Origin of the sequence: Kribbella jejuensis (genome assembly GCF_006715085.1) — a bacterium.
Lineage (GTDB): Bacteria > Actinomycetota > Actinomycetes > Propionibacteriales > Kribbellaceae > Kribbella > Kribbella jejuensis.
Window position 1 is genome coordinate 690,700 of record NZ_VFMM01000004.1, and the last position, 23,855, is coordinate 714,554.

22 protein-coding genes and 1 other RNA gene are annotated in these 23,855 nt (G+C 68.0%); 13 read left to right on the forward strand and 10 right to left on the reverse strand.

The genetic code is table 11. The annotated features are described in order from the left end of the window. Nucleotides 1-69: 69 nt before the first annotated feature. Nucleotides 70-3,054, reverse strand: a complete 2,985-nt coding sequence (locus FB475_RS36000; protein ID WP_141862893.1) for a bifunctional [glutamine synthetase] adenylyltransferase/[glutamine synthetase]-adenylyl-L-tyrosine phosphorylase — start codon at nucleotides 3,052-3,054, stop codon at nucleotides 70-72. Between the two features lie 124 nt (nucleotides 3,055-3,178). Between FB475_RS36000 and FB475_RS36005 the strand changes: the two genes are divergently transcribed. Continuing rightward, nucleotides 3,179-3,682: a hypothetical protein gene (locus FB475_RS36005; protein ID WP_141862895.1), complete on the forward strand. Its 504-nt coding sequence runs from the start codon at nucleotides 3,179-3,181 to the stop codon at nucleotides 3,680-3,682. A gap of 173 nt (nucleotides 3,683-3,855) precedes the next feature. On the opposite strand, the gene glnA is transcribed toward FB475_RS36005, so the two are convergent. Next, on the reverse strand, nucleotides 3,856-5,196 hold the full coding sequence (gene glnA, locus FB475_RS36010) for a type I glutamate--ammonia ligase (protein WP_141862897.1): 1,341 nt from the start codon (nucleotides 5,194-5,196) through the stop codon (nucleotides 3,856-3,858). 115 nt (nucleotides 5,197-5,311) lie between these two features. On the opposite strand from glnA, the gene FB475_RS36015 reads away from it, so the two are divergent. Then, nucleotides 5,312-5,719, forward strand: coding sequence for a hypothetical protein (locus FB475_RS36015; RefSeq protein WP_141862899.1), 408 nt, complete (start codon nucleotides 5,312-5,314; stop codon nucleotides 5,717-5,719). On the opposite strand, the gene FB475_RS36020 is transcribed toward FB475_RS36015, so the two are convergent. Continuing rightward, nucleotides 5,645-6,529 carry an HTTM domain-containing protein gene (locus tag FB475_RS36020; RefSeq protein WP_141862901.1) on the reverse strand — a complete coding sequence of 295 codons (885 nt, stop codon included), beginning with the start codon at nucleotides 6,527-6,529 and terminating at the stop codon, nucleotides 5,645-5,647. The genes FB475_RS36015 and FB475_RS36020 overlap by 75 nt on opposite strands. Continuing rightward, complete coding sequence (locus FB475_RS36025) at nucleotides 6,526-6,990, reverse strand: hypothetical protein (RefSeq protein WP_141862903.1); 465 nt, start codon at nucleotides 6,988-6,990, stop codon at nucleotides 6,526-6,528. Before FB475_RS36025 ends, FB475_RS36020 begins: the two co-directional genes overlap by 4 nt. A 48-nt stretch (nucleotides 6,991-7,038) precedes the next feature. On the opposite strand from FB475_RS36025, the gene FB475_RS36030 reads away from it, so the two are divergent. The 5 genes from FB475_RS36030 to panB all read left to right on the forward strand — a co-directional run bounded on the left by FB475_RS36030 (nucleotide 7,039) and on the right by panB (nucleotide 13,060). Beyond that, nucleotides 7,039-7,716, forward strand: a complete 678-nt coding sequence (locus FB475_RS36030; RefSeq protein ID WP_141862905.1) for a peptidoglycan recognition protein family protein — start codon at nucleotides 7,039-7,041, stop codon at nucleotides 7,714-7,716. Nucleotides 7,717-7,783: 67 nt separating this feature from the next. Then, nucleotides 7,784-8,425, forward strand: a complete 642-nt coding sequence (locus FB475_RS36035; protein WP_141862907.1) for a dihydrofolate reductase family protein — start codon at nucleotides 7,784-7,786, stop codon at nucleotides 8,423-8,425. 34 nt (nucleotides 8,426-8,459) lie between these two features. Continuing rightward, nucleotides 8,460-8,669: a hypothetical protein gene (locus FB475_RS36040; RefSeq protein WP_141862909.1), complete on the forward strand. Its 210-nt coding sequence runs from the start codon at nucleotides 8,460-8,462 to the stop codon at nucleotides 8,667-8,669. Between the two features lie 156 nt (nucleotides 8,670-8,825). Continuing rightward, the gene (locus tag FB475_RS36045; protein WP_141862911.1) at nucleotides 8,826-10,598 is read left to right on the forward strand and encodes an NAD+ synthase; all 1,773 of its coding nucleotides are present in this window, start codon (nucleotides 8,826-8,828) and stop codon (nucleotides 10,596-10,598) included. A 146-nt stretch (nucleotides 10,599-10,744) separates the two neighbouring features. Next, the gene (panB, locus tag FB475_RS38545; protein ID WP_425551983.1) at nucleotides 10,745-13,060 is read left to right on the forward strand and encodes a 3-methyl-2-oxobutanoate hydroxymethyltransferase; all 2,316 of its coding nucleotides are present in this window, start codon (nucleotides 10,745-10,747) and stop codon (nucleotides 13,058-13,060) included. On the opposite strand, the gene FB475_RS36060 is transcribed toward panB, so the two are convergent. Beyond that, on the reverse strand, nucleotides 13,057-13,956 hold the full coding sequence (locus FB475_RS36060; protein ID WP_141862913.1) for an aldo/keto reductase: 900 nt from the start codon (nucleotides 13,954-13,956) through the stop codon (nucleotides 13,057-13,059). The genes panB and FB475_RS36060 overlap by 4 nt on opposite strands. 90 nt (nucleotides 13,957-14,046) lie before the next feature. On the opposite strand from FB475_RS36060, the gene FB475_RS36065 reads away from it, so the two are divergent. Then, on the forward strand, nucleotides 14,047-14,526 hold the full coding sequence (locus FB475_RS36065) for an NUDIX hydrolase (RefSeq protein ID WP_141862915.1): 480 nt from the start codon (nucleotides 14,047-14,049) through the stop codon (nucleotides 14,524-14,526). A gap of 9 nt (nucleotides 14,527-14,535) precedes the next feature. Here the strand turns inward: FB475_RS36065 and FB475_RS37095 are convergent, their stop codons facing one another. Beyond that, nucleotides 14,536-14,712, reverse strand: coding sequence for a hypothetical protein (locus tag FB475_RS37095; protein ID WP_185759602.1), 177 nt, complete (start codon nucleotides 14,710-14,712; stop codon nucleotides 14,536-14,538). A gap of 63 nt (nucleotides 14,713-14,775) precedes the next feature. Further along, nucleotides 14,776-15,573: a helical backbone metal receptor gene (locus tag FB475_RS36070; RefSeq protein WP_238332654.1), complete on the reverse strand. Its 798-nt coding sequence runs from the start codon at nucleotides 15,571-15,573 to the stop codon at nucleotides 14,776-14,778. A 234-nt stretch (nucleotides 15,574-15,807) separates the two neighbouring features. On the opposite strand from FB475_RS36070, the gene FB475_RS36075 reads away from it, so the two are divergent. Continuing rightward, on the forward strand, nucleotides 15,808-16,386 hold the full coding sequence (locus FB475_RS36075) for a histone H1 (RefSeq protein WP_141862917.1): 579 nt from the start codon (nucleotides 15,808-15,810) through the stop codon (nucleotides 16,384-16,386). A 58-nt stretch (nucleotides 16,387-16,444) separates the two neighbouring features. Here the strand turns inward: FB475_RS36075 and FB475_RS36080 are convergent, their stop codons facing one another. Continuing rightward, nucleotides 16,445-16,633, reverse strand: coding sequence for a hypothetical protein (locus FB475_RS36080; protein ID WP_141862919.1), 189 nt, complete (start codon nucleotides 16,631-16,633; stop codon nucleotides 16,445-16,447). 51 nt (nucleotides 16,634-16,684) lie between these two features. Between FB475_RS36080 and map the strand changes: the two genes are divergently transcribed. Continuing rightward, entirely contained in the window at nucleotides 16,685-17,533 is an 849-nt protein-coding gene (gene map, locus FB475_RS36085) for a type I methionyl aminopeptidase (protein WP_141862921.1), read from the forward strand. A gap of 14 nt (nucleotides 17,534-17,547) precedes the next feature. Here map and FB475_RS36090 read toward each other — a convergent pair whose 3' ends face one another. Next, nucleotides 17,548-19,026 (reverse strand): S10 family peptidase, encoded by a 1,479-nt coding sequence (locus FB475_RS36090; RefSeq protein ID WP_141862923.1) that lies wholly within the window; start codon nucleotides 19,024-19,026, stop codon nucleotides 17,548-17,550. Nucleotides 19,027-19,070: 44 nt separating this feature from the next. On the opposite strand from FB475_RS36090, the gene FB475_RS36095 reads away from it, so the two are divergent. The 3 genes from FB475_RS36095 (at nucleotide 19,071) to FB475_RS36105 (ending at nucleotide 22,132) form a co-directional block, all read left to right on the forward strand. After that, entirely contained in the window at nucleotides 19,071-19,439 is a 369-nt protein-coding gene (locus tag FB475_RS36095; RefSeq protein ID WP_141862925.1) for a DUF952 domain-containing protein, read from the forward strand. A 10-nt stretch (nucleotides 19,440-19,449) separates the two neighbouring features. After that, an RNA gene (gene rnpB, locus FB475_RS36100) (RNase P RNA component class A) lies at nucleotides 19,450-19,862 on the forward strand. Nucleotides 19,863-20,281: 419 nt separating this feature from the next. Next, a complete protein-coding gene (locus FB475_RS36105) occupies nucleotides 20,282-22,132 on the forward strand; it encodes an IS1182 family transposase (RefSeq protein WP_141862926.1) in 1,851 nt (616 codons plus the stop codon). Here the strand turns inward: FB475_RS36105 and FB475_RS37100 are convergent. Beyond that, on the reverse strand, nucleotides 22,104-23,744 hold the full coding sequence (locus FB475_RS37100; protein ID WP_185759588.1) for an HNH endonuclease signature motif containing protein: 1,641 nt from the start codon (nucleotides 23,742-23,744) through the stop codon (nucleotides 22,104-22,106). The genes FB475_RS36105 and FB475_RS37100 overlap by 29 nt on opposite strands. Nucleotides 23,745-23,855 lie beyond the last annotated feature (111 nt).

Below are 23,855 nucleotides of genomic sequence, written 5' to 3' on the forward strand. Positions count from 1 at the left end.
GGCAGGTGTGAGCGGGTAGGGGCTCGGCCCGGCGGTGGGGCGGGAGGACCACCCGTTCGTCGGTACGGGTCAGTCGTCCCAGAAGAGGTGGGCGACGGTGTTGTGAGCCCGGCGGGTCGTTCGGAGGTAGTCGTCGGCGAAGCGGCCGGACTCGCCGGGCGGGTAGCCGCAGATGTGGGCGACGGCCGCCAGGTCGCGGGGATCCTGCGGGAGCGAGTCGCCAGGGCGGCCGCGGACGAGCATGATCGCATTGCGGATCCGGCTGGCCAGCTTCCACGCCGCGCTGAGCGTGTCCGCCTGGGACGGGTCGACGAGGTTCGCCTCGACGCCGGCCCGGAGCGCGGCGAGCGTCCGCGTCGTCCGCAGACTCCGAACGCGGTGCGCCTCGCGCAACTGCAGCAGTTGCACGGTCCACTCGATATCGGCCAGTCCGCCGCGGCCGAGCTTGGTGTGCGTCGCCGGGTCGGCGCCGCGCGGCAGGCGTTCGGCGTCGACGCGCGCCTTGATCCGGCGGATCTCCATCACGTCGCGCTCGCTGATGCCACCCTCCGGATAGCGGAGTGGGTCGATCAGCTCGCGGAACGACTGACACAGCTTGCCGTCGCCGCAGAGCGGGTCGGCCCGGAGCAGGGCCTGCGCCTCCCAGACGGCCGACCAGCGGGCGTAGTACGACGCGTACGACGCGAGCGAACGGACGAGCGGTCCTTGCCGGCCTTCCGGGCGGAGGTCGGCGTCGATGGCGACCGCGGGATCGGCGCCGGGCAGCGCGAGCAGCCGGCGGAGCTCTGTCGCCGCCTGGGTCGCGAAGTCGGTCGCCAGCTTCTCGTCCGCGCCCGGGAACGGGTCGTGCACGAACATCACGTCGGCGTCGCTGCCGTACCCGAGCTCGTGCCCGCCGAACCGGCCCATTGCGACGATCGACATCCGCGTCGGCTCCGGTTCGCCCTTCGCGACAGCCTTGCGGGCGACCTCGAGCGAGGTCGTCAGGGTGCCGATCGAGACCACGGTCAACGCTTCGCCGACCTCCTCGACGTCGAGGAGCCCGGACAGGTCTGCCGCGGCGATCCGGAACAACTCGCGGCGCCGTACCGCCCGGATCGCCGCGACCGCGGCCTCCGGAGCGTCCTGTCTGCGCGCGGCCGCGGACATCTCGGTGAGCAGCGCGTCGTGGGTGCGCGGCGTCAGCTCGCGTTCGTCGGCGAGCATCGCGGTCGCTTCGGGGGCGCGCTGCAGGAGGTCGACGGCGTACCGGCCGCTGGCGAGCAGGTGTGCGAGGCGTTCGGCGGACGCGCCCTCGTCGCGGAGCTGGCGCAGGTACCAGGGCGTGGAGCCGAGCGCATCGGAGATCGTCCGGAACGCGAGCAGGCCGGCGTCCGGGGCGGGCGATTCCGCGAACCAGCCGAGCATCGCGGGCAGCAGCGCCCGCTGGATCGACGAACGCCGCGAGACACCCTCGGACAGCGCCTCGATGTGCCGCAGTGCCGACGCGGGATCGGCGTACCCGAGGGCGGTCAGGCGTTGCTTCGCGGCCTCGGGCGTCAGGCGCACCTCGTCGCCCGGGATCCGCGCGACCGCGGCGAGCAGCGGGCGGTAGAACAGCTTCTCGTGCAGCCGCCGTACCTCGAGGGCGTGCTTCTTCCACGCCGCGGTGAGATCGGCGACCGGGTTCTTGGTGAAGCCGAGCGAGCGACCGAGGCGGCGCAGGTCGGCCTCGTCCTCCGGGACCTGATGGGTGCGGCGCAGGCGGTACAGCTGGATGCGGTGCTCCATCGACCGCAGGAAGCGGTACGCATCGGCGAGTACGGCGCCGTCGGTGCGGCCGACGTACCCGCCGGTGGTGAGGGCCTCGAGTGCGACGAGCGTCGTACCGCTGCGGACCGACTCGTCGCTGCGGCCGTGGACGAGTTGCAGGAGTTGTACGGCGAACTCGACGTCGCGCAGTCCGCCGGGGCCGAGCTTCAACTGCCGGTCGACGTCGGCGGCCGGGATGTGGTCGATGACGCGCCGGCGCATCGCCTGGACGTCGTCGACGAAACCCTCGCGGTCGGCGGCGGACCAGGTGAGTTGGCCGATCCGCTCGGCGTACTGGCGGCCGAGTTCGGCGTCGCCGGCGACCGGGCGGGCCTTGAGCAGCGCCTGGAACTCCCAGGTCTTCGCCCAGCGCTGGTAGTACGCGAAGTGACTGTCGAGCGTGCGGACCAGCGGACCGGACTTGCCCTCGGGGCGGAGGGCGGCGTCGACGGGCCAGAGCGTGCCCTCGCCGGTGTGCGCGGAGCAGATCCGCATCGTCGCGGCGGCGAGCTGGGTCGCGGTCTTCAGCGCTGGTGCCTCGGCCTCGCCGTCCAGTGGTTCGGCGACGAAGAGGACGTCGACATCGCTGACGTAGTTGAGTTCGCGGCCGCCACACTTGCCCATGGCAATGATCGCGAGACGGCAGTCGGCGGCGTCGGGGTGGGCGGCGAAGTATTGGTTCCGGGCGATCTGCAGGGCGGTTTCCAGCGCGCCGGCGGCGAGATCCGCGAGTACGGCGGCCACCTCGTCGACCAGCAGGCCCTCGGCCAGGTCGCGGGCGGCGAGGCGGAGCAGCAGGCGGCGGTATTCGATGCGCAGGGCATCGATCGGGCTCGGCGCGCCGATCGCGGTGGCGAGCTTGGCGGCGACGTCCTCGACGGACGGGCGGGAACCGGTGAGGGACGGGTCGGCGAGGTCGTACCAGTGCCGCGGGTGGACGCCGAGATGTCTGCCGAGCGCCTCGCTGGCGCCGAGGACGTAGACGAGCCGGCGGCGGAAGTCGGCGTCCATGCCGAGCGTGCGGGCGAACGCGGCGACGTCGTGCCCGTGCCGGTGCAGCGACTCGGCCATCACGCACAAGCCGTGCAGGGCGAGGTCGGGATCGGCGCATTCCGACAGCGTGGTGATCAGTTCCTCGGTCGCCATCGGGGTGTGCGAGTCGAGCGCGTCCAACTCCTCGAGCATGCCGGCGGCCCGCTGCGGGTCCTCGAACCCGAGCCGGACCAGCCGCCCCTCCCACGACGCTCTCCGACCCTCAGCCACCCCCGCAGGCTACCCAACCGCGCCAGATTCGGAACGGGCGGTGGGTGAAAGTCTCAACTGGATTGCGGTGAATACACGGTGTCGTGTAGCGGATCCGCTGAGTAGTCGGGCATGATGACTCTTCATGGTCATGATGACGGGGTCGCTCGCGGTGAGCGGCATGATGGTCTGGTTGACGCCACAGCAAGGCGGACGGGTGTCCGGGCCGCCCGAACCTGACTACGACTACGACTACACCGCGACTGCGTATCTGCCGCCGCGGACGGCTGAGGACGGTCAGGTGGGGGTAGCGCTGCGCCGGTTCGCACCGGGTGCGTGGCGGACGCCGGCCGAGGGGATTCTCGTTCCCGCCAAGGGGAATCGCGCCCAGCAGGTCATCCCCGGCTGCATCGTCGTCGTCACCGAAGGCGTCCGCCCGGTCGGCCTCCTGACCGTCGAAGAGGTGCACGTTCTCGCGCCCGACGGTACGCCGGTCGTACCAGCTGCCGCCGCACCAGTCGATACGCCGCCCGTCGCCGCGGACACGCCGACGCCAACCGATCCGCCGTACCGCCACTCGACCGCGGCCTCACGCTGGACGTCCCGCCACGCCTCGGACGACGTACCGTCCGAACCCGCCGGAGTCTGAACAAGTAGTTCTGCTCATGCGGGACCGGCGTCTCGGCGTGGACGATCTCCGCATGAGCCAACGAGTCCAGCCCCAGCAAACCGCAGCCTTCTGCGCCCAGGCCATCGCATCCTTCGGCATCTCCCTCACCGCGATGACCCTGGCCCTCATCTACCTACCGGCCTCCCCCTGAGCTACAGGACGGGAAGGAGTTTGTTGAGTTCGAAGGGGGTTACCTGGCGGCGGTAGTCCTGCCATTCGGCGCGTTTGTTGCGGAGGAAGAAGTCGAAGACGTGTTCGCCGAGGGTTTCGGCGACGAGTTCGCTGTCTTCCATCGCGCTGATGGCTTCGGCGAGGCTGCCGGGAAGGGGTTTGATGCCCAGCGCCTTGCGCTCGCGGGGGGTGAGGGACCAGATGTCCTCCTCCACCTCCGCGGGGAGTTCGTAGCCTTCCTCGATGCCCTTCAGACCGGCTGCCAGCATGAGGGCGAAGGCCAGGTACGGGTTGGCGGCCGAGTCGAGTGAGCGGAACTCGACGCGGGACGACTGCCCCTTGTGCGGCTTGTACATCGGCACCCGCACCAGAGCGGACCGGTTGTTGTGACCCCACGAGATGAACGACGGCGCCTCGTCGCCGACGGCGAGGCGCTTGTACGAGTTCACCCACTGGTTCGTCACCGCGGTGATCTCCGGCGCGTGCCGCAGCAGGCCGGCTATGAACGCGCGGCCGGTCTTGGACAGCCCGTACTGCGCTCCGCCCTCGAAGAACGCGTTCCGGTCACCCTCGAACAGCGACATGTGCGTGTGCATCCCGGACCCCGGCTGATCCGAGAGCGGCTTCGGCATGAACGACGCATAGATGCCCTGCGAGAGCGCCACCTCCTTCACCACGACGCGGAACGTCATGATGTTGTCGGCGGTCGACAGCGCGTCGGCGTACCGCAGGTCGATCTCCTGCTGGCCCGGCCCGCCCTCGTGGTGGCTGAACTCGACCGAGATGCCCATCGACTCGAGCATCGTGATCGCCTCGCGGCGGAAGTCGTTGCCGATCCCCTGCGGCGTGTGGTCGAAGTACCCCGACGAGTCGACCGGCTCCGGCGTCGTACCGGGTGCGCCGACCAGCGACTTGAACAGGTAGAACTCGATCTCCGGGTGCGTGTAGAACGTGAACCCGAGCTCGGCGGCCTTCGACAGCGTCCGCTTCAGCACGTGCCGCGGGTCCGCGAACGACGCCGAACCGTCCGGCATGTTGATGTCGCAGAACATCCGCGCGGTGCCCATCGTCTCGCCGCGCCACGGCAGGATCTGGAACGTCGACGGGTCCGGCTTGGCGAGCATGTCGGCCTCGGTCACCCGGGCGAACCCCTCGATCGCCGACCCGTCGAACCCGAGTCCCTCGGCGAACGCGCTCTCCAGCTCGGCCGGCGCCACCGCGACCGACTTCAGGAACCCGAGTACATCGGTGAACCAGAGCCGCACGAAGCGTACGTCGCGCTCCTCCAGCGCGCGCAGCACGAATTCCTGCTGCTTGTCCATCGGTCCACCTCTCACGAGCTCAACTCGGTCTCTCACAGTGTGCCCCGCCCTTGTTAAGCAGACGTTACGTGCCGCGGCGGACAACACCACGTCCAGGGGCCTAGCGTGTCCTGTTGTGCAGACGATCTTCCGGGCCGCGCTGATTGTCGCGGCGGTGCTCTGCCTGAGCGACCTGATCGTCAGTACGGCGCGCTTCGTCCAGTCGCTGCGCCGGAAACGACCGGCCGAGCGCGACGTCCTCGGCCGCCGCTGGCTGCCGGTCCCGGAGCTCGGGTTCGGCATGGTCGCGTTCTGCTGCCCGGGGTTGGTCACGCTCGGCCTCACCCATCACGACGCGACCAACCTGCCGACCCGGCAGATCCTGCTCGCCGCCCTGGTCTTCGGGTACGCCGGTGCCGTGCTGTCCCGGGTGGTCCGGACGCCCGGCCCCGGCGGGCGCCGGTTCAAGCTACGCGCCGGCCTGCTGCTCGGCCTGCCGGCCCTGTTCGGCCTGGTCTTCGGCCTGTCGGGCATCGCGGTCTGAACGGCGCTCGCGGTACCACGGCACGATCCGTTCCAGCGGTGCGAAGGCCAGCCAGCAGACGACCGTCGGCAGGAAGTGAATCAAGAGGATCGCGGTGTTCGCCGCATGGAACCCGAGGAAGAACAGCGCCCCGAAAAGCTGCCACCGGCCCTTCAGCCACAGGATCACCGGCGAGCAGAACTCCCCGATGATGCCGACCCACTGCATGACGTGCAGGATCCACGGGTAGTTCAGCAGCCACTCCCCGACCGGATGCGGCCGCCGCACGATCGCCCACGTGAGTACGGCGCTACCCGGCCAGGTCAGCGCCCATCCGGCACTGCGCAGTTTGGCGATCGCGGACAGGAAGTACGTCGCGATCACGCAGATCTGGACGCACCGGATCACCCACCCGGCCGCCTCGGATTTCGTCTGGTCGCCGTACTTCGCCCGCCCGACCGTGGGCAGCGCCCACAACGCGATGACGAGCGCGAGGTGGTCGTGGTCGACCTTGCCGTCGCTCATCCCGATCAGCACCCACCACGTGAACGCGGGTGCGACGATCCAGCCGGCGATCCGCGGGAAGCGGTTCGTCGCGCCGACAAGGCACGCGAGGATGAGTACGACGTACAACGTGGTCGTGTTCGCGACCGACGGCTTCGGGAGGTCGAGCAACCGGGCCAGCAGCAACGGTTGGTACAGCCCGGGGTGCTGACCCTTGTCGAGCGTGTCGCGGACGAACGCGTGCATGTCGAGGATGACGAACAGATACAGCACGGTCCGGAGCCAGGCGATCCTCCCCATCGCGATGGGCGGGGTGAACCAGTTCATCGCCGTACCTCCCAGGTCGCCAGCACCTGCGACGTCGGCGGTCCCTCGACCCGGCCCTTCACCAGTTGGGTGGTGTCGCGGATCAGTTCGAGCTTCACGTACTTCGGCTTGTCCGGATGCTTGCGCGCCCACCCGTCCGCGACCTGCTGCAGCAGCGACGGGTCTTTCTCGATCTCCCCGGCGCGCGCCTCGATCTCGGCCCGCGCGACGCCGGCACCTTCGATGTTCAGCGGTACGTCGACCGTGGTACCCGCGTCCGTGACCGCGCTGATCCGGGTGTAGTCGATCTTCGCGTCGTCCGGTACCGACATCGCGTACTGCGACATCGGACCGAAGGGCCAGGCGTCGTCGCTGGCCCGCACCGATCCGTTGATCAGCAGACCGATCCCCGCGACCGCGACGAGCACCCGCACCCCCTTGCCGACCCGGCCCAACCGCTCACCATCTGTCACGCCCGCCATTACATCATTCCGGTTTGGAGCGCCCGTTTGTAGGGAATTTTCTAGAACATGACCGCCCCAGAAAATATCCAACGCGCCCAGAGGTATCCACAGCTGTCCCGGCGTACGCTGCTCGGCGCGACCGCCGGCGGCATACTGCTCGGCGGCATCACGCTGCCGACAGCAGCCCACGCGGCCCCCGCTCCGCGCTGTTACACGCGCACCGAGTGGTCGGCGCGTCCGCCCAAGTCCCCCACCCAGGTGATCGGCAAGCCCGACCACATCGTCATCCACCACACCGCGAGCGCGAACGTCACCGACTACTCGCTGGCCGCGGCCTACAAGGTCCAGCACTGGATCCAGGACCTGCACATGGACACCAACGGCTGGATCGACATCGGCAACCAGCTGACGATCAGCCGCGGCGGGTACCTCATGGAGGGCCGCAGCAAGTCGCTGTCCTCGATCAACAACGGCCAGAACGTGCTCGGTGCGCAGACCGCGAACAACAACAGCCATACGATCGGGATCGAGCACGAGGGCATCTACGTCAGCGAGGACGTACCGGTCGCGCTGTTCGACATGTCGGTCCTGACGTGCGCCTGGCTGTGCACGAAGTACGGGCTCGATCCGCACGTCGCGATCGTCGGGCACCGCGACTACAACACGACGCAGTGCCCGGGTGACGTGTTCTACGCGCGGCTGCCGGAGTTGCGGGACCGGGTCGCCGCGGTTCTGCTCGGTTGATGTCAAGGTGACGGTGGCCGCTCCGACCGATGGGTGGCAGCATCCATCCATCACGAGGAGCGTTCAGATGTCTCAGGTCCGTGTTCACAACTTCGCGGTCTCCCTGGACGGGTTCGGTACCGGCGAGGGCCAGTCCAGGGAGACGCCGTTCGGTCATGCCGGCGAACGGCTGCACGAGTGGTTCGTCGGTACGCAGTTCTTCCAGTCCGGCGACGGGCTGCCGGGCGGTACGCAGGGCGTCGACAACGCGTTCGCCGCGCAGCACGAGCCGGGGATCGGCGCCGAGATCATGGGCGCGAACAAGTTCGGTCCGCCCGGTTGGCAGGACGACGCCGACTGGACCGGCTGGTGGGGCCCGAACCCGCCGTTCCACACCCCGGTGTTCGTCCTCACCCATCGCCCGCGGCCTTCCGTGGAGATGGAGGGCGGTACGACGTTCCACTTCGTCGACGCGACGCCTGCCGACGTACTGGCGCAGGCGCGGGCGGCGGCGGGTGATGCCGACGTACGGCTGGGTGGTGGGGCGACGGTGATCCGCGAGTTCCTCAAGGCCGGTCTGGTCGACTACATGCACGTGGCCGTGGTGCCGATCGTGCTCGGTCGCGGGGTGCGGTTGTGGGACGAGCAGGAATCGCTCGAGCAGAACTTCGACATCCAGTCCGTGTCGTCACCGAGCGGCGTGACGCATTTGAGCTTCGTCCGTAGGTAGCCCTCGAGTAGCCCGGTCGGGTGAACCTTCGCCGTTGTTCGATGGACGGGTGCACGAGGAAGCGCTGGCTCGTTGGCAGCGCGGGTGGGCGGCTGCCCGCGGCTGGAACGACTCGCAGTACGTCGACGACGTGACGGTGGTCCGGACCGGTGAGCCCGACCGCCGCGTCGAGTACATCACCACCGAACACCACGCGACCGCCGCCACCCACCTCGCCCTCACCGACCACAACCCACCCGGATGACCATCTCCCTTCCGAAGCAGCCACTCCACTCTGTCCCCACATCGTCATGACCCTCACTCCCCTTCTGGTCGCCAGGATGCGGGCGGTTTCCTAAGGCGTTGGTAAGAGTTGGTGAGGGGCGTGGGGTGGGGACTGGGGAACCAGTAATGTGCTCCCGTGCCTCAGCTTCGGGTTGCTCTTGCTCAGGTCGATGTGACCGTCGGTGATATCGACGGGAACACCGACAAGATCGTCACGTGGGCCCGGAACGCGGTGGAGCAGGGTGCGCAGGTGGTGGCCTTTCCGGAGATGGCGCTGACCGGTTATCCGGTCGAGGACCTGGCGTTGCGGGCCTCGTTCGTGGACGCGTCGCAGACCCGCATCAAGAAGCTCGCGCAGCGGCTCGCCGACGAAGGGCTCGGCGAGATCGTGGTGATCTGCGGGTACCTCGATCGCGCCGGCGGTACGGCGATGGGTGTCGACCGGCTCGGCCGCCCGAAGGGTTCGCCGACCAACTCGGCTGCCGTCATCCATCAGGGCCGCGTCGTCACCAGCGCGGTCAAGCACCACCTTCCGAACTACGGCGTCTTCGACGAGTTCCGGCACTTCGTACCAGGCAACACGTTGCAGGTCGTCCGGATCCACGGCATTGACGTCGCGATCGTGATCTGTGAGGACCTCTGGCAGGACGGCGGCCCGGTCGCGGTCGCCCGCGAGGCAGGCGCCGGTCTGCTGCTGGTCGTGAACAGCTCGCCGTACGAGGCGAACAAGGACGACCTCCGCGGCGATCTGGTACGGCGTCGCGCCCGCGAGGCCGGCTGCGCGCTCGCGTACGTGAACCTCGTCGGCGGTCAGGACGAACTGGTCTTCGACGGCGACTCGCTGATCGCGGATGCCGAGGGCACGATCTTCGCCCGCGCCCCGCAGTTCGAGCAGGGCAGCATGATCGTCGACCTCGAACTCCCTGCCGCGACAGGCACTCCGTCCGGTAGCCACGAGGGCATCGACATCGTCCACACAGTGCTGCAGTCCGAGGCGCTCCCGCCGTACGCACCGATGGCACCGAACATCGCACCGCGGCTGTCCGACGAGGCCGAGATGTACGGCGCGATCGTCACCGGGCTGCGCGACTACGTCCAGAAGAACGGGTTCAAGTCCGTACTGCTCGGCCTGTCCGGCGGTATCGACTCGTCGCTGGTCGCCGCGATCGCGTGCGACGCGATCGGCGCCGAGCACGTGTTCGGGATCTCCAACCCGAGCGTCTACTCCAGCGACCACTCCAAGGACGACGCCGCCGAGCTCGCCGCCCGGACCGGTCTCAACTACCGCGTCGTCCCGATCCAGCCGATGGTGCAGCCGTTCCTCGACACGCTCGGGCTGACCGGCCTGTCCGAGGAGAACCTGCAGGCCCGGGTCCGCGCCGTGATCTGGATGGGACTGTCGAACTCAGACGGTCACCTGGTACTTGCCTGCGGCAACAAGTCGGAGCTGGCGGTCGGCTACTCGACGATCTACGGCGACGCCGTCGGCGGGTACGCGCCGCTGAAGGACCTGCCGAAGACGCTGGTCTGGCGGCTGGCGAAGTGGCGCAACGAGGACGCGAAGGCGCGCGGTCAGCAACCGCCGATCCCGGAGAACTCGATCGTCAAACCCCCGTCCGCCGAGCTCAGTCCGGGACAGCAGGACACCGACTCGCTGCCGCCGTACGACCTGCTCGACGACATGCTCGACGACTACGTCGAGCAGGACCGCGGCAGTGCCGAACTGGTCGCGGCCGGCTTCGACACCGAGTTGGTCACGAAGGTGATCCAGCTCGTCGACAGAGCGGAGTACAAGCGCCGGCAGTACCCACCGGGCCCGAAGCTGACGCACAAGGCCTTCGGCCGGGACCGCCGGTTGCCGATCACGAACGCATGGCGTGAGGACGCACGGAAGGCAGCCGAGCACTGAGCGACTCCTGGCGATACCGCCCATCCCAAGACTCCCCGTGGGGTTCTCCCGAAGAGCCCTACGATCGTTCCGGCCTGCCCAACCAGGATGTGAGCTCCTCCACAGCCGGTGGTGCTCACCCTCCGCATCGGTGGGACGATGACGCCATGGCTGACAGCTCGGACTACGAGGACGACAACTGGCGGGACCGCGGGCTCGGTCTCGACCCGTCGCCGTCACTGCCGAACGCGCCGCGGACCTACGAGCGCGGCCCGGTGCCGCAGCAGCCGTACGTCCCGAAGCCGCCGTTCCTGCCGAGCGCGCCACCACCTCCCGGCCAGCAGCCGTACTACGAGCCGCAGCGGGACGAGCAGTACGGGCGTGAGCACCAGGAGCAGAACCCGTTCCGCCCGCAGCAGCAGCCGCCTGCGACACCGCCGACAACACCGCCCGCGCAGGGACGGCCTAGTTCGTTCGGTCCGGGGTCGAACGGCGTACCGGCGCGGCCACCGGCGGGAAACGGTACGCCGCCGCGGCCGTCGTCGAACGGCAACGCGGGGTGGAGCGGCCCGGCGCCGCAGCCCAATCCGTTCGCGCCGTCGTCGCCGCCGCCACCACCGTTGTCGCCACCGCCGCCACCATCGTTGCCATCGTCGCCGCCCTCATCGCCGTCGCAGAGCAGCAATGGGCACAGTAGTAATGGTGTGATTGGCAACGGTTTGCCGCCGCAGCCGCCGCGTCCGCCGCAGCGGCTCCAGCCGCCGGACGCGTCGCGCGCACAACAGGAAGAACCACGGCGCCGGTACGAACCGGGCCCCGGGCCCGAGCCGGTGTGGGGACACGAACGTCGGCCCGAGCCGCCGCAGCAACGTCCGCCGGAGCCGTCGCGACTGAGCGACGCGGCCCAGGCGTACGGCGCCGGCAGGTCGCAGGAGGGCGCCCGGCCGGACGAGTCCCGCCGCCGCGAGCAGCGCTACGACCCACAGCAAGAGGACGCGCGGCGCCGCGAGAGCGAACAGCGGTACGAGGCACAGCAAGAGGACCCGGCGCGTCGCGAGGGCGAGCGACGTTACGAACCGCAGCAGGAGGACGCGCGACGTCCCGAGAGCGAGCAGCGGTACGAGGCGCGGCAAGAGGACGCGCCGCGCCGCGAGAGCGAGCGACGTTACGAACCGCAGCAGGAGGACGCGCGGCGTCCCGAGAGCGAGCAGCGGTACGGGGCACAGGCTGACGAGGCGCGGCGGTATGAGGTGGCGGCGGCGCAGCCTCGGGAGAGCGAGCGGGTGGTTGAGCAGAGTACTCAGCCGCAGGAGATTCGGCTGCGGGGCGACGGGCCGCGGGAGAACGGGTATCTGACCGACCCGAGTGCGGAGTACGAGGTCAACGCACCGATGACCGAGGAGCCGCCCGGTGAGTCGCCGGCGACCGAGGGTTCCCGGCCGATCGGTGCGCGCCGACGTGCGGACGTACAGCAGGACGCCCCGAGCCAAGTACCGGCCGAGCAGGTCACCTCACACCGCGCCGCACGACGCGCGTTCGCCAACCACACCGAACCTGCACCCACTTCCCCACCGCAGCCGGCCGCCGCGACCAACAGCACAGGCGGTGACGCAGAGGTCTCGCCGTACGGCGGCCCCGCGGCCAAGAGCAACCAGCCCGCCGAAACGACCGGCGACCAGGCGAAGCGTCCGCGGCGGTACCGCGTCCACCACCTCCGCGACTTCAAGAACCGCGGCGAGAAGTGGGCGATGCTGACGGCGTACGACCAGTACACCGCCGAGATCTTCGACCAGGCAGGCATCCCGGTGCTGCTCGTCGGTGACTCGGCCGCGAACAACGTGTACGGCTACGACACCACGCTCCGCGTCACCGTCGACGAACTGATCCCGCTCGCCCGCGCGGTCGCGAACGCGGCCCAACGCGCGCTGGTCGTCGCGGACCTCCCGTTCGGTTCGTACCAGGCGTCGCCGGAGCAGGCGTTCCACACCGCCGTACGGTTCATGAAGGAAGCCGGCGTCCAGGCGGTGAAGCTCGAGGGCGGCCGTACCGTCGTACCGATGGTCGAGAAGCTGACGCAGTCCGGCATCCCGGTGATGGCGCACATCGGGTTCACCCCGCAGAGCGAGCACAGCATCGGCGGGTACCGCGTCCAGGGCCGCGGCGAACAGGCGGCCGGCCTGATCGACGACGCGGTCGCGCTCGCCGCGGCCGGCGCGTTCTCGCTCGTGCTCGAGATGGTGCCGGGCGACGTGGCGGCCGAGATCACCAAGCGGATCCCGATCCCGACGATCGGCATCGGCGCCGGCCGCGACACCGACGCCCAGGTCCTCGTCTGGCAGGACATGGCCGGTCTGCGCTCGGGCACGATGCCGCGGTTCGTCAAGCAGTACGCCGACCTCCGCGGCATCCTCACCAGCGCCGCCACCAGCTACGCCGCCGAGGTCGCCAACGGCGCGTTCCCGGCCGACGAGCACACCTTTTAGATCCAGGGCAGGGCTGAACGTTCGGTCCAGTACTCCTCGGGTTGCTGTACGAACTCGAGGAGCGGGCCGTCGACGTGGTACGCCAGGTTGCTCTTCAGCTGTTCAGCTGTGGTGGCGCCGCTGAGGACGACGTCCGCCCACGGTTGAGCCATCGCGGCGCCGATCGCCAGCGCGTCCGGTGCTACCCCGTGTTGGCGGGCGAACTCGTTGAACGGGGTCTCGCCGGCACGTGCGGTCAGCCGGCCGTTCGCGACAGCTTCCTTGATCACGACGAACCAGCCGGCATCGTGCGCCTCGGCGAGCGCACGGCCGGCGGAGGTCTCCAGTACGTTCCACGTCGCCTGTACTGCGGAGAACGGCGTACCGGACGACAGCGCCTTGCGGAGTGTCTCGGCCTGTCGCGGTCCGCTCGTCGACAGACCGACGCGTACGCCGGTGTCGGCCAGCTCGCGCAGACGGTCCAGCAAACGCTTGTCGTCGAGCGCGGGACTGTCGTCGGTCAGGCTGTGAACGAGGTAGAAGTCCGGCGGCCCGCCCAGCGCATGCAAGGTCTCGGGCCACTGTCGTTCGAAGGTCGCGAGGTCGTGGCTCTTCACCTCGTGCGTGGCCGCGTCGTGCCGCCAGTCGGCGACGTACGTGTAACCCCACTTCGAGCCGACGGTCAGTTGGGTACGGCGTTCCGGTGTCAGCCACTCGCCCAGGAACTCCTCGGCAAGACCGTACGAACGCGCGGCGTCGAAGTACCGAACTCCTGCCTGCCACGCCTGCTCCAGCAGCTCGTGCGTGCGCGCCCGCAGGTCCTCGACTGCCCGTCGCGGCGGCAGGTCCTGGTCGTGCCCGAGATTGATGTACCCAGGACGCCCGAGCGCCGCGAGCCCCAGCCCAATCGTTGCCATGGCTCCGATCGTAGGTGTGCGCGGCAACAAGTGTGAGACGCGCCGCCTCGGGCGACGTTCGGTCGCCTCTTTCGTCTAGCGTTTTGTGGTGTGACCGACTTGACGGTGAGGCGGCGGACGACGGCCCGCGTACTGCCGGTACGCCCGGACGGCAGGGTGTTGCTGCTACACGGCTGGGACCCGCTGAAACCGGACACGACGTACTGGTTCACGATCGGCGGCGGCGTCGAGGAGGGCGAGACGATCGCCGAAGCGGCCTGCCGCGAACTGCGCGAGGAGGTCGGTATCGAGTTGCCGGCCGGCGAGCTCGGCGCGCCGGTGGCGACGAACACGATCGAGTACGAGTACAGCGGCTGCCTGATCGTGCAGCGGCAGACGTTCTTCGCGGTCGCGGTGGACACCGTCGACGTGACGTTCGCGAATCAGGAGGAGCTCGAGCTGCAGACGATCAGCCACCACGGCTGGTGGTACGGCGACGACCTCGAAGCGACCGGCCTGGCCGCGCACGTGACGATCCCCGCGATGCTGCGTCAGGCCACGGACGCGATCACGTTGCGCCGGGCCTCGTAGGTCAGCAGGTCAGCGGGCGCGTGCTTCCTTCAGGACCTTCTTCGGGATCTTCTTGTCAACCTTGTAGTGCACGCGATCGAGCCGTTCGGCGCAGCCAGCCTTGGACAGGCGCAGCAGGACCACCGGGCACTTCTTGCACCTCGGCTTGTCCTTGCAGCACTTCTTCTTCGCCTTCATCGACGGCACCCGGCGAGCCTAGGTGAGGCATGCCTAACCCGTCCAGACGCCGAGCGTCGTTCGTGGTGGACATCACGCGAGTTGTCCGCTGAGCAACGCGCGCGCCTCGACGAGTGAGGGTCCGTACCAGGTCAGGTGCCGGCCGGACACGCACTTCGCGGGTTTGCCGAACGCCTCCGGTCCGTCGTCCGGGGAAAACGCGTACGGCTCGTCCGGGAGTACGACGATGTCGTAGTCGGGTAACGCGTCCGGGTCGAATCGCGGATAGCGTTCACCGGAATCTCTCAGCGCGTTGTCGACATCAAGACGTTCGAGCAGATCTCCGGCGAACGTGTCCCGTCCGAGTGCCATCCATGGTCTACGCCAGATCGGTACGACGGCCCGCCGGCGTATTCCTTCGTACGGCGTGCTCCAGACCTCGCGTGCTTCGTGCAGCCACGGCGGTTCGGTACCGATGATCGCGGACAGCATGCGGCCGAGTGAGTCGAGTGATTCGGGCACCGTCGTCGGTGCGGTCACCCAGACCGCGATTCCACTCGCGCGCAACGTGTCGAGATCGACTACGCGATTCTCTTCCGCGTTGGCGACGACGACGTCCGGTGCGAGTTCGCGGATCCGATCGAGGTCGGGATTCTTGGTACCGCGAACACGGACCACGTCGAGGTCCGCGGGATGCGTGCACCAGTCGGTCGCACCAACGATTTTGTCCGCGTCGGTGACTGCGATCGACTCCGTCAACGAGGGCACGATGCTGACCACCCGGCGCACCTCGCGAGGGAGTTCGACGACGTTGTGCAGGTCGTCGTACACGTGCTTCAGCTCCTCTGTTCGCAGGACGTTGCCGAGGACAACACTCGTCCGATCCGGCACTTTCGGGGGCAAAACCGCCGCGTGTCGCGAAGAAAATATTCCGGGCATCCGGCATGCTCGGGGCGCGGCGGAATCCCTTCTCTACAAGGATTTTCGGCAATTGCGCCTGATCACGCTGCCGGTTCGCCTTAGCCTGGGTGTGTTTCCGGTGCTTTACGTAACGCACAAGTGTTGTCATCATCATGACGACGAGGAATCCACCGTGGTTTTCCTCAGCCGCACCAAGGAGGCAGAGTGCCAGCCAAGAAGGCAGCCGCAGGGAAGGCGACAGCCAAAAAGGCTTCTCCCGCCAAGAAGACTGTCGCGAAGAAGACCGGCGCCGCGAAGACGACGACCGCGCGCAAGGTCAGCGCAGCAAAGAAGACAGCGACGAAGAAGGTGAGTGCGGCCAAGAAGACCGCGGCCACGAAGACGGTGGCGAAGAAGGCCCCAGCGAAGAAGACTGCGGCCAAGAAGACCACCGCCACGAAGGCTGTTGCGAAGAAGGTCCCGGCGAAGAAGACGACCGCCAAGTCGACTGCCAAGAAGACGGTCGCGAAGAAGGCGCCGGCGAAGCGCACCACCGCTGCCAAGAAGACAACGGCTGCTGCGAAGAAGACGACGACGGCCGCGAAGCGGACCACCGCCGCCAAGAAGGCTCCGGCCAAGAAGGCTGCCGTCAAGAAGACGACGGCCCGCAAGACGGCCGCGAAGAAGGCGCCCGCGAAGCGCGTCGCCGCGAAGAAGAGCGCGGTGAAGCGGACCGCTGCCAAGAAGGCACCGGCTCGTAAGGCTCCGGCGCGTAAGGCACCGGCCCGCAAGGCCGCTCGCTGACGGTAGTACACAACTGAGGGGCATCACCGCGGCTGCGGTGGTGCCCCTCAGAACGTTGTCAGTCGTCGTCCCATTTCGGGTCGTTGTCCCAGTTCTCGTTGCGTTCCTGGACCTTTTCCAGCGCGCGGGCGGCTTCCTCCGGCGAGCTGTACGGACCGAGCCGGTCGCCCGACTTCGCGCCCTGGTACGGCTCCACCTTGCCGGTCTTGGTGTTGTAGTACCACTCGTTGCTGTGATCGTCGCTCATCGATGACCACCTCCCGGGATCTTTGTCGCGGCTACCTACAATGATCTCACCATGTCTGTGCTTACCTCTGGCGTCATTTCGCCGCGCCGCGACGTACCTGCTTCCATCCCGCGCCCGGAATACGTGGACAAGCCGGCACCGACGCCGTTCGACGGTTCGTACGTGACGCCGCCGGAGCTGATCGAGAAGATGCGGGTCGCCAGCAAGCTGGCCGCGCAGGCGTTGCAGGCAGTCGGTGCGGCGGCCAAGCCCGGTGTGACGACGGACGAGCTGGACGCGGTCGGCCACCAGTACCTGATCGACCGCGGCGCGTACCCGTCGACGCTCGGCTACCGCGGCTACCCGAAGTCGTTGTGTACGTCGGTCAACGAGGTGATCTGCCACGGCATCCCCGACGACCGGCCGCTCGAGGACGGCGACATCGTCAACGTCGACATCACGGCGTACCTGGACGGGGTGCACGGCGACACCAACGCGACGTTCTTCGTCGGTGACGTCGACGAGGAGAGCCGGTTGCTCGTGGAGCGCACGCAGGAGGCGCTGAACCGCGGTATCAAGGCGGTTCGTCCCGGGCGCCGGGTGAGCATCATCGGGCGGGTGATCGAGTCGTACGCGAAGCGCTTCGGGTACGGCGTGGTGCGCGACTTCACCGGCCACGGGATCTCGACGTCGTTCCACTCCGGCCTGATCATCCCGCACTACGACGACGAACGTTTCGACGACGTGATCGAGCCCGGCATGACGTTCACCATCGAGCCGATGCTGACGCTCGGCACCTACGAATACGACCTCTGGGACGACGGCTGGACCGCCACCACGAAGGACAAGTCCCGCACCGCCCAGTTCGAACACACCCTGGTAGTAACCGACACCGGCGCCGAAGTCCTCACCCTCCCGTAACACCTTCCTGAAGGTCAGCGGTTGGAGGAGGACTGGATGAACGCGCCGAGGTCCGCCGCCTGTTGGATGCGGGACTCTTCGTGGACGTACATCATGTGGCCGGCTGGGTAGTACTTGGTTTGGATGTTGGGGGTCAGTTCGGCGGGGATCTGCAGGCGGGCGAGGGTGTGTTCGGTGGCGAAGTACGGGGTGGCGCCGTCGTAGTGGCCGGAGGCTACGTAGACCTTGAGGTGCGGGTTCATCCGCATCGCGTCCGCGAGTTTCTCCGCGACGGTGACCTGCTGGCCCTCGAACTCCTTGAACGACCAGTTCTTCGCGGCGTCCATGTTCAGGACCTCGTACGGTACGTCGTTCTCGTAGCCGAGCTCGACCCGTACGTAATGGTTCAGCGCCGCCGAATACGGCCCGGTGATCGCGTTCATCGACGGGTCGCGGTCCGGGGTCTCCGAACCGTAGTCGGCGCTCCAGCCGGTGAAGCGCCCGTCGAGCCGGCCGACGGTACGACGCTGCGCGCGGAGCAGTTCACCGAAGAAGCGCATGTGCTCGATCCGCAGATTCACCCGGTCGATGTAGTCCTCGCTCAACCCGGTCAACGCGGCCAGCCGGGTGACCACCTCGGCCCGGTAGTCCGCCGGGATCCTGTTGCCCTGGGCAAGCGCGTTCGGGTACCGCCCGGCCGCGAACCGTTCCGCGTCGGCGAGCAGTTCGGAAAGCTCCCGATCCGGGACCAGCCCGTGGTAGTGCGCGATCGCGGCGTACGTCGGCAGGAACAGCGTGTACGGCAGGTCGTTGCCCGGCGTGAAGTCGAGCGTGCCGAACTCGAGCACCACCGAGATCAGCATCACGCCGTTCAGGTACATCCCGTACCGCTCCTGCAGATGCGCCGCCAGCCCGGCCGCGCGCGTCGTACCGTACGACTCGCCCGCGAGGAACTTCGGCGACATCCACCGCCCGTTCCGCGACGTCCACAGCCGGATCACCTCACCGACCGACTCCAGGTCGCGGGTGAACCCGTGATAGTCCCCCGGCTTCTCCCCTTCGGCGGCCCGGGAGAACCCGGTCGACACCGGGTCGATGAACACGACGTCGCTGTACCGCAGCAGCGTCTCCGCGTTGTCGACCAGCTCGTACGGCGGCGGCGCGAGCGCACCGGCGTCACCCGACACCACGCGGCGCGGCCCGAGCAGCCCGAGGTGCAACCAGATGCTCGACGAACCCGGCCCGCCGTTGAAAGCGAACGTCACCGGCCGATCCGTGGCCTCAGCATCGTCGAGCGTGTACGCCGTCAAAAAGACCTCCGCCTTCGGCTTCAGCCCCTCGAACTTGCCGTCGGTATACACCTCCTCGCGGAGCACGATCCGCCCGGTGGTCGCGGTGTACCGCAACTCCTGCCCGTCGACGGTCATCGTGTGCCGCGTCGCCACCAGATCGTCCGTCGGCTTCGCCGCCTTGGTCTCCGTGGCGTCGGTCTCGCCCTGCTCCTCGTTGGCCATGTCGAGCACCTTAATCCACCGCCGGAAGCACTAGCGTTGGGTTCATGGCGACGATTTTTCATATCGCATTTCCCGACCAGTGGGAGGCGGCGGTCGAGGCTGGTTGTTACCGGTGGTCGACGCGGGGCAAGAGTCTCGACGACGGCGCGACCTTCATCCACGCCTCCCGCCCGGAGCAGGTCGCGATGGTGGCCAACTTCGCGTACGACGACGTCGACGTACCGCTGTGCCTGCTGGTGATCGACACCACCCGGCTGGTGTCCGCGCTCTGCGACGAGGACCTGGACGGGACCGGGATGAGTTTCCCCCACATCTACGGACCGTTGAACCTGGACGCGGTGGTCGACGTACGGCCGTATCACCGCGGACCGGACGGCCTGTGGCCGGAGGTGTCCGAGCAGGCCGTATCCTGAGGGTACGGAACGGGTCGGTCGGGCGATCGCGTCGTCCTGGACAGTTGATGCTGGCCGGGGCGCCGAGGAAAGTCCGGACTCCACAGGGCAGCGTGGTGGGTAACGCCCACCCGGGGTAACCCGCGGGACAGTGCCACAGAGAACAGACCGCCAGCGGCTCCGGTGAACCCCGTGGTTCACAGGAGTGCGGGTGAGGGTGAAACGGTGGTGTAAGAGACCACCAGCTCCGCAGGTGACTGCGGAGGCTAGGTAAACCCCACGTGGAGCAAGGCCAAGAAGGGCGGCGGGCAACCACCGCCCGCGCGAGCGTTCGAGGGCGGCCCGCCCGAGCTCGCGGGTAGGCCGCTGGAGGTGCCCGGCAACGGTCACCGTAGATGGATGATCGCCCACGACAGAATCCGGCTTACACGACCGGCCCGTTCCCCTCACCCGCACCGCACCACACCCGCAGTCGCAGTCGCAGTCGCAGTCGCAGTCGCAGTCGCAGTCGCAGTCGCAGTCGCAGTCGCAGTCGACCAGCTGTGACCCACAAGTCGGTTGCTTTCAAGGACGACTGTCCCGCGGGTCACACCGCGGATGCAGTGTCTTCGCCCCATGGATCGACGGGCGTTTGTGCGGTACCGGTGGCGGGCGTCACTGCATGGCCCCAAACATCGCGCGTAACCGGCGACAACCGTGCGCTCGACACCGGCACGATCTCATCGCCCCAGATGTCATGCGGATTCGGTGGCTCCGAGGTGATCTTTGGGCTGGGCAGCTCGTCATCGCCCCAGGGGTTCATTGGGATGAGTGGCTTGTGGACGATGTTGGCGGTCGGCGGTTCGTAGCTGCTGGGTGGGATAGTGGTCGGGTTCGACCAGGAAGGGCGTGTTACCTGGACGATGCCGTTGAGGATGCGGATCTGCCAGTGGCCGGAGTGCAGATCCTGGTGGTGGCGTTTGCAGAGCAGAGGCTGTCGCACGAATCGCGCGCCTGCGGGGTCTGGCTGGGGTTTCGCGGGAGTATTTGGTGTGGCTGTGAATGTGCGTTGTGGCGACGTGGATCAGTTGATGTTGATGCCGCCTTCGGTGCGGGAGTGGCTGCCTGGGGATCATCTGGCGTTCTTCGTGCTGGACACGGTGGCCGAGCTGGATCTGGCGGAGTTCTTCGCGGCGTATCGGGCTGACGGGCGGGGTGGTTCGGTCTACGACCCGGCGATGATGCTTGCTGTGTTGCTGTACGCGTATTGCACTGGTGAGCGGTCTTCGCGCCGGGTCGAGCGGCGTCTGGTCGAGGACGTCGCCTATCGGGTGGTGGCGGCGAACCAGCAGCCCGATCACGCGACGATCGCGCGGTTTCGGGCGCGTCATCAAGAAGCGATTGCCGGGTTGTTCGGGCAGGTCCTTGGTTTGTGTGTGAAGGCCGGTCTGGTTGATGCCGGCGTGGTCGCGATCGACGGCACCAAGATCGCCGCGAATGCATCGTTTTTCGCCAACCGCGAAGGCAAAGCCCTGGCCAAGGAACTCACTGCGATGGCCGAGCACAGCCAGGCCGGCCAGATGGATCCTGGCGATCTGGTCGATGCGGCGCGTGAGGTCGCCAAGGCGGTCTTGGCCGAGGCTGCCGCGGTCGATGAGGCCGAGGACGCTGAGCATGGCGATGCCCGCGGCGACGAGCTTCCCGTCGAGTGGGCGGGAGGCCGGGATCGTCGGGCCCGGATCCGTGCCGCGCTCGATGAGCTGGAGTCGCAGAAGTCGCGCGACTACGAGTCCCGGATGGCTGAGCGCGCGAAGAAGGAGGCCGGGCTGGGACGAAAGCTGACCGGCCCCAAACCCAAGGAAGACGCCGCTCGGCGCTCGAAGCCGCGGCGGGCCAACACCACCGATCCGCACTCGCGGATCATTGCTCAGGCGTCGAAGGGTGTCATGCAGGGCTACAACGCCCAAACAGCTGCCACGACTGCTCAGATCGTGGTCGCGGCCGAGGTCACCGCAACCACCAACGATCAACCCCACTTCGTGCCGATGGCCACCGCGGTGAGCGAGAACCTGACCGACGCCGGACACAACGACGGGGTCGGGGCGTTCGTGGCCGATGCCGGTTACTGGACGGCTGCGAACGGCACCACCGGTGTTGGTGCCGAGGTGCTCATCGCGACGAAGAAACCCTCATGGCGCAAGGCAGACAAGCCCGACGACGACAAGCTCGCGGTCCTGGCCAAGGTCAACCGTGGCGAGTTGTCACAACGCAAGGCCGGCGAGATCCTCGGTGTCTCCTACACCTGGGTGCGGGACATGACCAAGCGGTACTTCGGAAACGACGGGCAACGCATCACCCGAAGCGCCGAACCCGAACCCGCCGAATGGATCCCGGTCATCGAACAAGTCGCCCGCGGGGAGATGTCCAAACGCGCCGCCCGCGACGAGCTCACCGTCTCCGACACCCGCATCAACGCAATGCTTGCCCACGTCCGCGGCGAAGCCACCGATCCAACGGTCGCCCGCAAAACGATGGACACCAAACTCGCCGACCCCGGCAACGCCGAACTCTACAAGCAACGGGCCTCGAGCATCGAACCCGTGTTCGGCAACATCAAGCACAACCTCCGATTCCGGCGCTTCGCCCGCCGCAGCCTTCCGGCCGTGCACAGCGAATGGCGCCTCATCTGCACCGTCCACAACCTCCTCAAACTCCAACAAGCCACCCCCGCCTGACCGGCAGGGGCAGCACCCCCGGACCGCCGAACACACGACCAACCCCCGGCCCCGAGGATTCGCGCGACAGCCTCAGCAAAGCCAGGTTGGTGATGGCGGTGGGGCCGCCGTCGGCCCAGTGGATGATGTGGTGGGCTTCCGTCTGGTTGGGCGGGGCTCCGCAGACTACGCAGCCTTTGTCGCGGGCGTTCAGGGCGCGGCGCATCGCGCGGGTGACGAGGCGTTGGCTGGTACCGACGTCGAGGGGTTGTGACTTCGAGCCGAGAATGATGGGTAGTACGGCGGCGTCGCAGGCGAGGCGGCGTACGGTCGCGGCGGACAGGTTGTCGCCGAAGATCAGCGTGCCAGTAGCGTTGGGGGTCGCGGCGACGAGATCGTCGTAGTTGATGGTGATGCTGATGTGGGGCTTCTGACCATGACCGGGTACGACGTCCTGGCCGCCGCATCCACGACTGTCGATACCCGCGTCGGCGTCCGAGCCGGTGAGCGCATGATCGAAGGCTCGGCGATTGGTGCGGGGCGTTTCCGGGTCGGGCGAGGACGTCGGTTCCCCGTTGTCGCCGAGTGCCGCTGAGCCTGCACCTGCACGAGCGGGGCGCGATGCGGCGAATCCGGGCAGAGGGTTGTCCGAAGTACTGCAGTTTATGGCGTCGGCAGGACCGCGCTTGGCGTGCTGTCCGGACGGCGGCCGCCCCGATCGACCGGCGCCGTCGAGACCGGTGGTGTTGAGGATGGTGGTGAGGGCGTCGGCTTGGCGTTTGGTCAGGGGGCGGGGGTCGGGTTCGGCGTCGGTGGTTCGGTGGGGGCGGGCATGGGTGTGTATGAGGGTGCGGAAGAGTTCGGCGTTCTCGTTCGCGAGGTAGCCGGTGAAGGTGACGCCGCGGTCGGCGGGTTTCAGCGTGAGGGATTCGCGGGTGTAGGCCTCCTTCTCGTCCGGCTCGGGGCCGTCGGGATCGAGGAGGTCGCGAATCCGGCGACCGGCGCGGCGGAGTTCTTGCGGGGTGTGAGTCGCGGCCAGGCCGATCAGCTCCCGCTCGGCGACCTCCAGGTTGTCCAACGGGACGGTGGATGGGACCTGGTCCAGTACGGCGACAATCGCCGCGGCCTGCGCCGGGCTCACCTGCCACCCGCACCCCACGCCACCCTCGGCACCCGCGGTGCCGGACGTAACAGCGTCGGGCATCCCGCTGTCCGGCGCCTTCGAGTCCGACGTGCCGGCGTCGCACGTGCCAGCGTGGCACGTGCTGGGGTCCGACGTACCGGAGTCCGACGTGCTGGTGTCGCAGTCGGTGGCGGGGGTGGCGTAGGTGGGGTTTTGGAAGGGGGTGGTGGGGTTTGGTAGGGCGGCGCTGGTGGCGGTGTAGGCGGCTACTCTGTTGGCGAGGCGGACGTCGCGGCGGGTGTCCTTGAGGTCTTGGCGGTATCGGGTCGAGAGCAGTCGAGCGGTGTCGCCGGCGCCTAGCTCCTTCGCGTAGCCGGAGGCGTCCAGGCTCGCTGTCAGCTGCCACCTCAGCGTCTTCAAGCGCGCTTCCTCGGCGACGACCGCGTCGAGAGCCGACAGCTTCTCACTGTCGCTCATCGACCAGACGGGTCGTGCACCCAGGATCTCCATGCCCATAACTCTAGACACGCCCTCCGACAGTTTCCAACGCCAGAACCCCTTGTTTTCAAGGAGATCAGCACCGATCGGTTGTCCACAGGCGGCATCGTTGTCCACAGCCGG

Bases quoted from the DNA above. Each gene is read 5' to 3' on its own strand.
- panB (WP_425551983.1), top strand. From the start codon at position 10,745: ATGGCTGACAGCTCGGACTACGAGGACGACAACTGGCGGGACCGCGGG.
- FB475_RS36020 (WP_141862901.1), bottom strand. From the start codon at position 6,529: ATGAACTGGTTCACCCCGCCCATCGCGATGGGGAGGATCGCCTGGCTC.
- FB475_RS36030 (WP_141862905.1), top strand. From the start codon at position 7,039: ATGACCGCCCCAGAAAATATCCAACGCGCCCAGAGGTATCCACAGCTG.
- glnA (WP_141862897.1), bottom strand. From the start codon at position 5,196: ATGGACAAGCAGCAGGAATTCGTGCTGCGCGCGCTGGAGGAGCGCGAC.
- FB475_RS36025 (WP_141862903.1), bottom strand. From the start codon at position 6,990: ATGGCGGGCGTGACAGATGGTGAGCGGTTGGGCCGGGTCGGCAAGGGG.
- FB475_RS36005 (WP_141862895.1), top strand. From the start codon at position 3,179: ATGGTCATGATGACGGGGTCGCTCGCGGTGAGCGGCATGATGGTCTGG.
- FB475_RS37100 (WP_185759588.1), bottom strand. From the start codon at position 23,744: ATGGAGATCCTGGGTGCACGACCCGTCTGGTCGATGAGCGACAGTGAG.
- map (WP_141862921.1), top strand. From the start codon at position 16,685: ATGTCTGTGCTTACCTCTGGCGTCATTTCGCCGCGCCGCGACGTACCT.
- FB475_RS36090 (WP_141862923.1), bottom strand. From the start codon at position 19,026: ATGGCCAACGAGGAGCAGGGCGAGACCGACGCCACGGAGACCAAGGCG.
- FB475_RS36095 (WP_141862925.1), top strand. From the start codon at position 19,071: ATGGCGACGATTTTTCATATCGCATTTCCCGACCAGTGGGAGGCGGCG.
- FB475_RS36035 (WP_141862907.1), top strand. From the start codon at position 7,784: ATGTCTCAGGTCCGTGTTCACAACTTCGCGGTCTCCCTGGACGGGTTC.
- FB475_RS36080 (WP_141862919.1), bottom strand. From the start codon at position 16,633: ATGAGCGACGATCACAGCAACGAGTGGTACTACAACACCAAGACCGGC.
- FB475_RS36060 (WP_141862913.1), bottom strand. From the start codon at position 13,956: ATGGCAACGATTGGGCTGGGGCTCGCGGCGCTCGGGCGTCCTGGGTAC.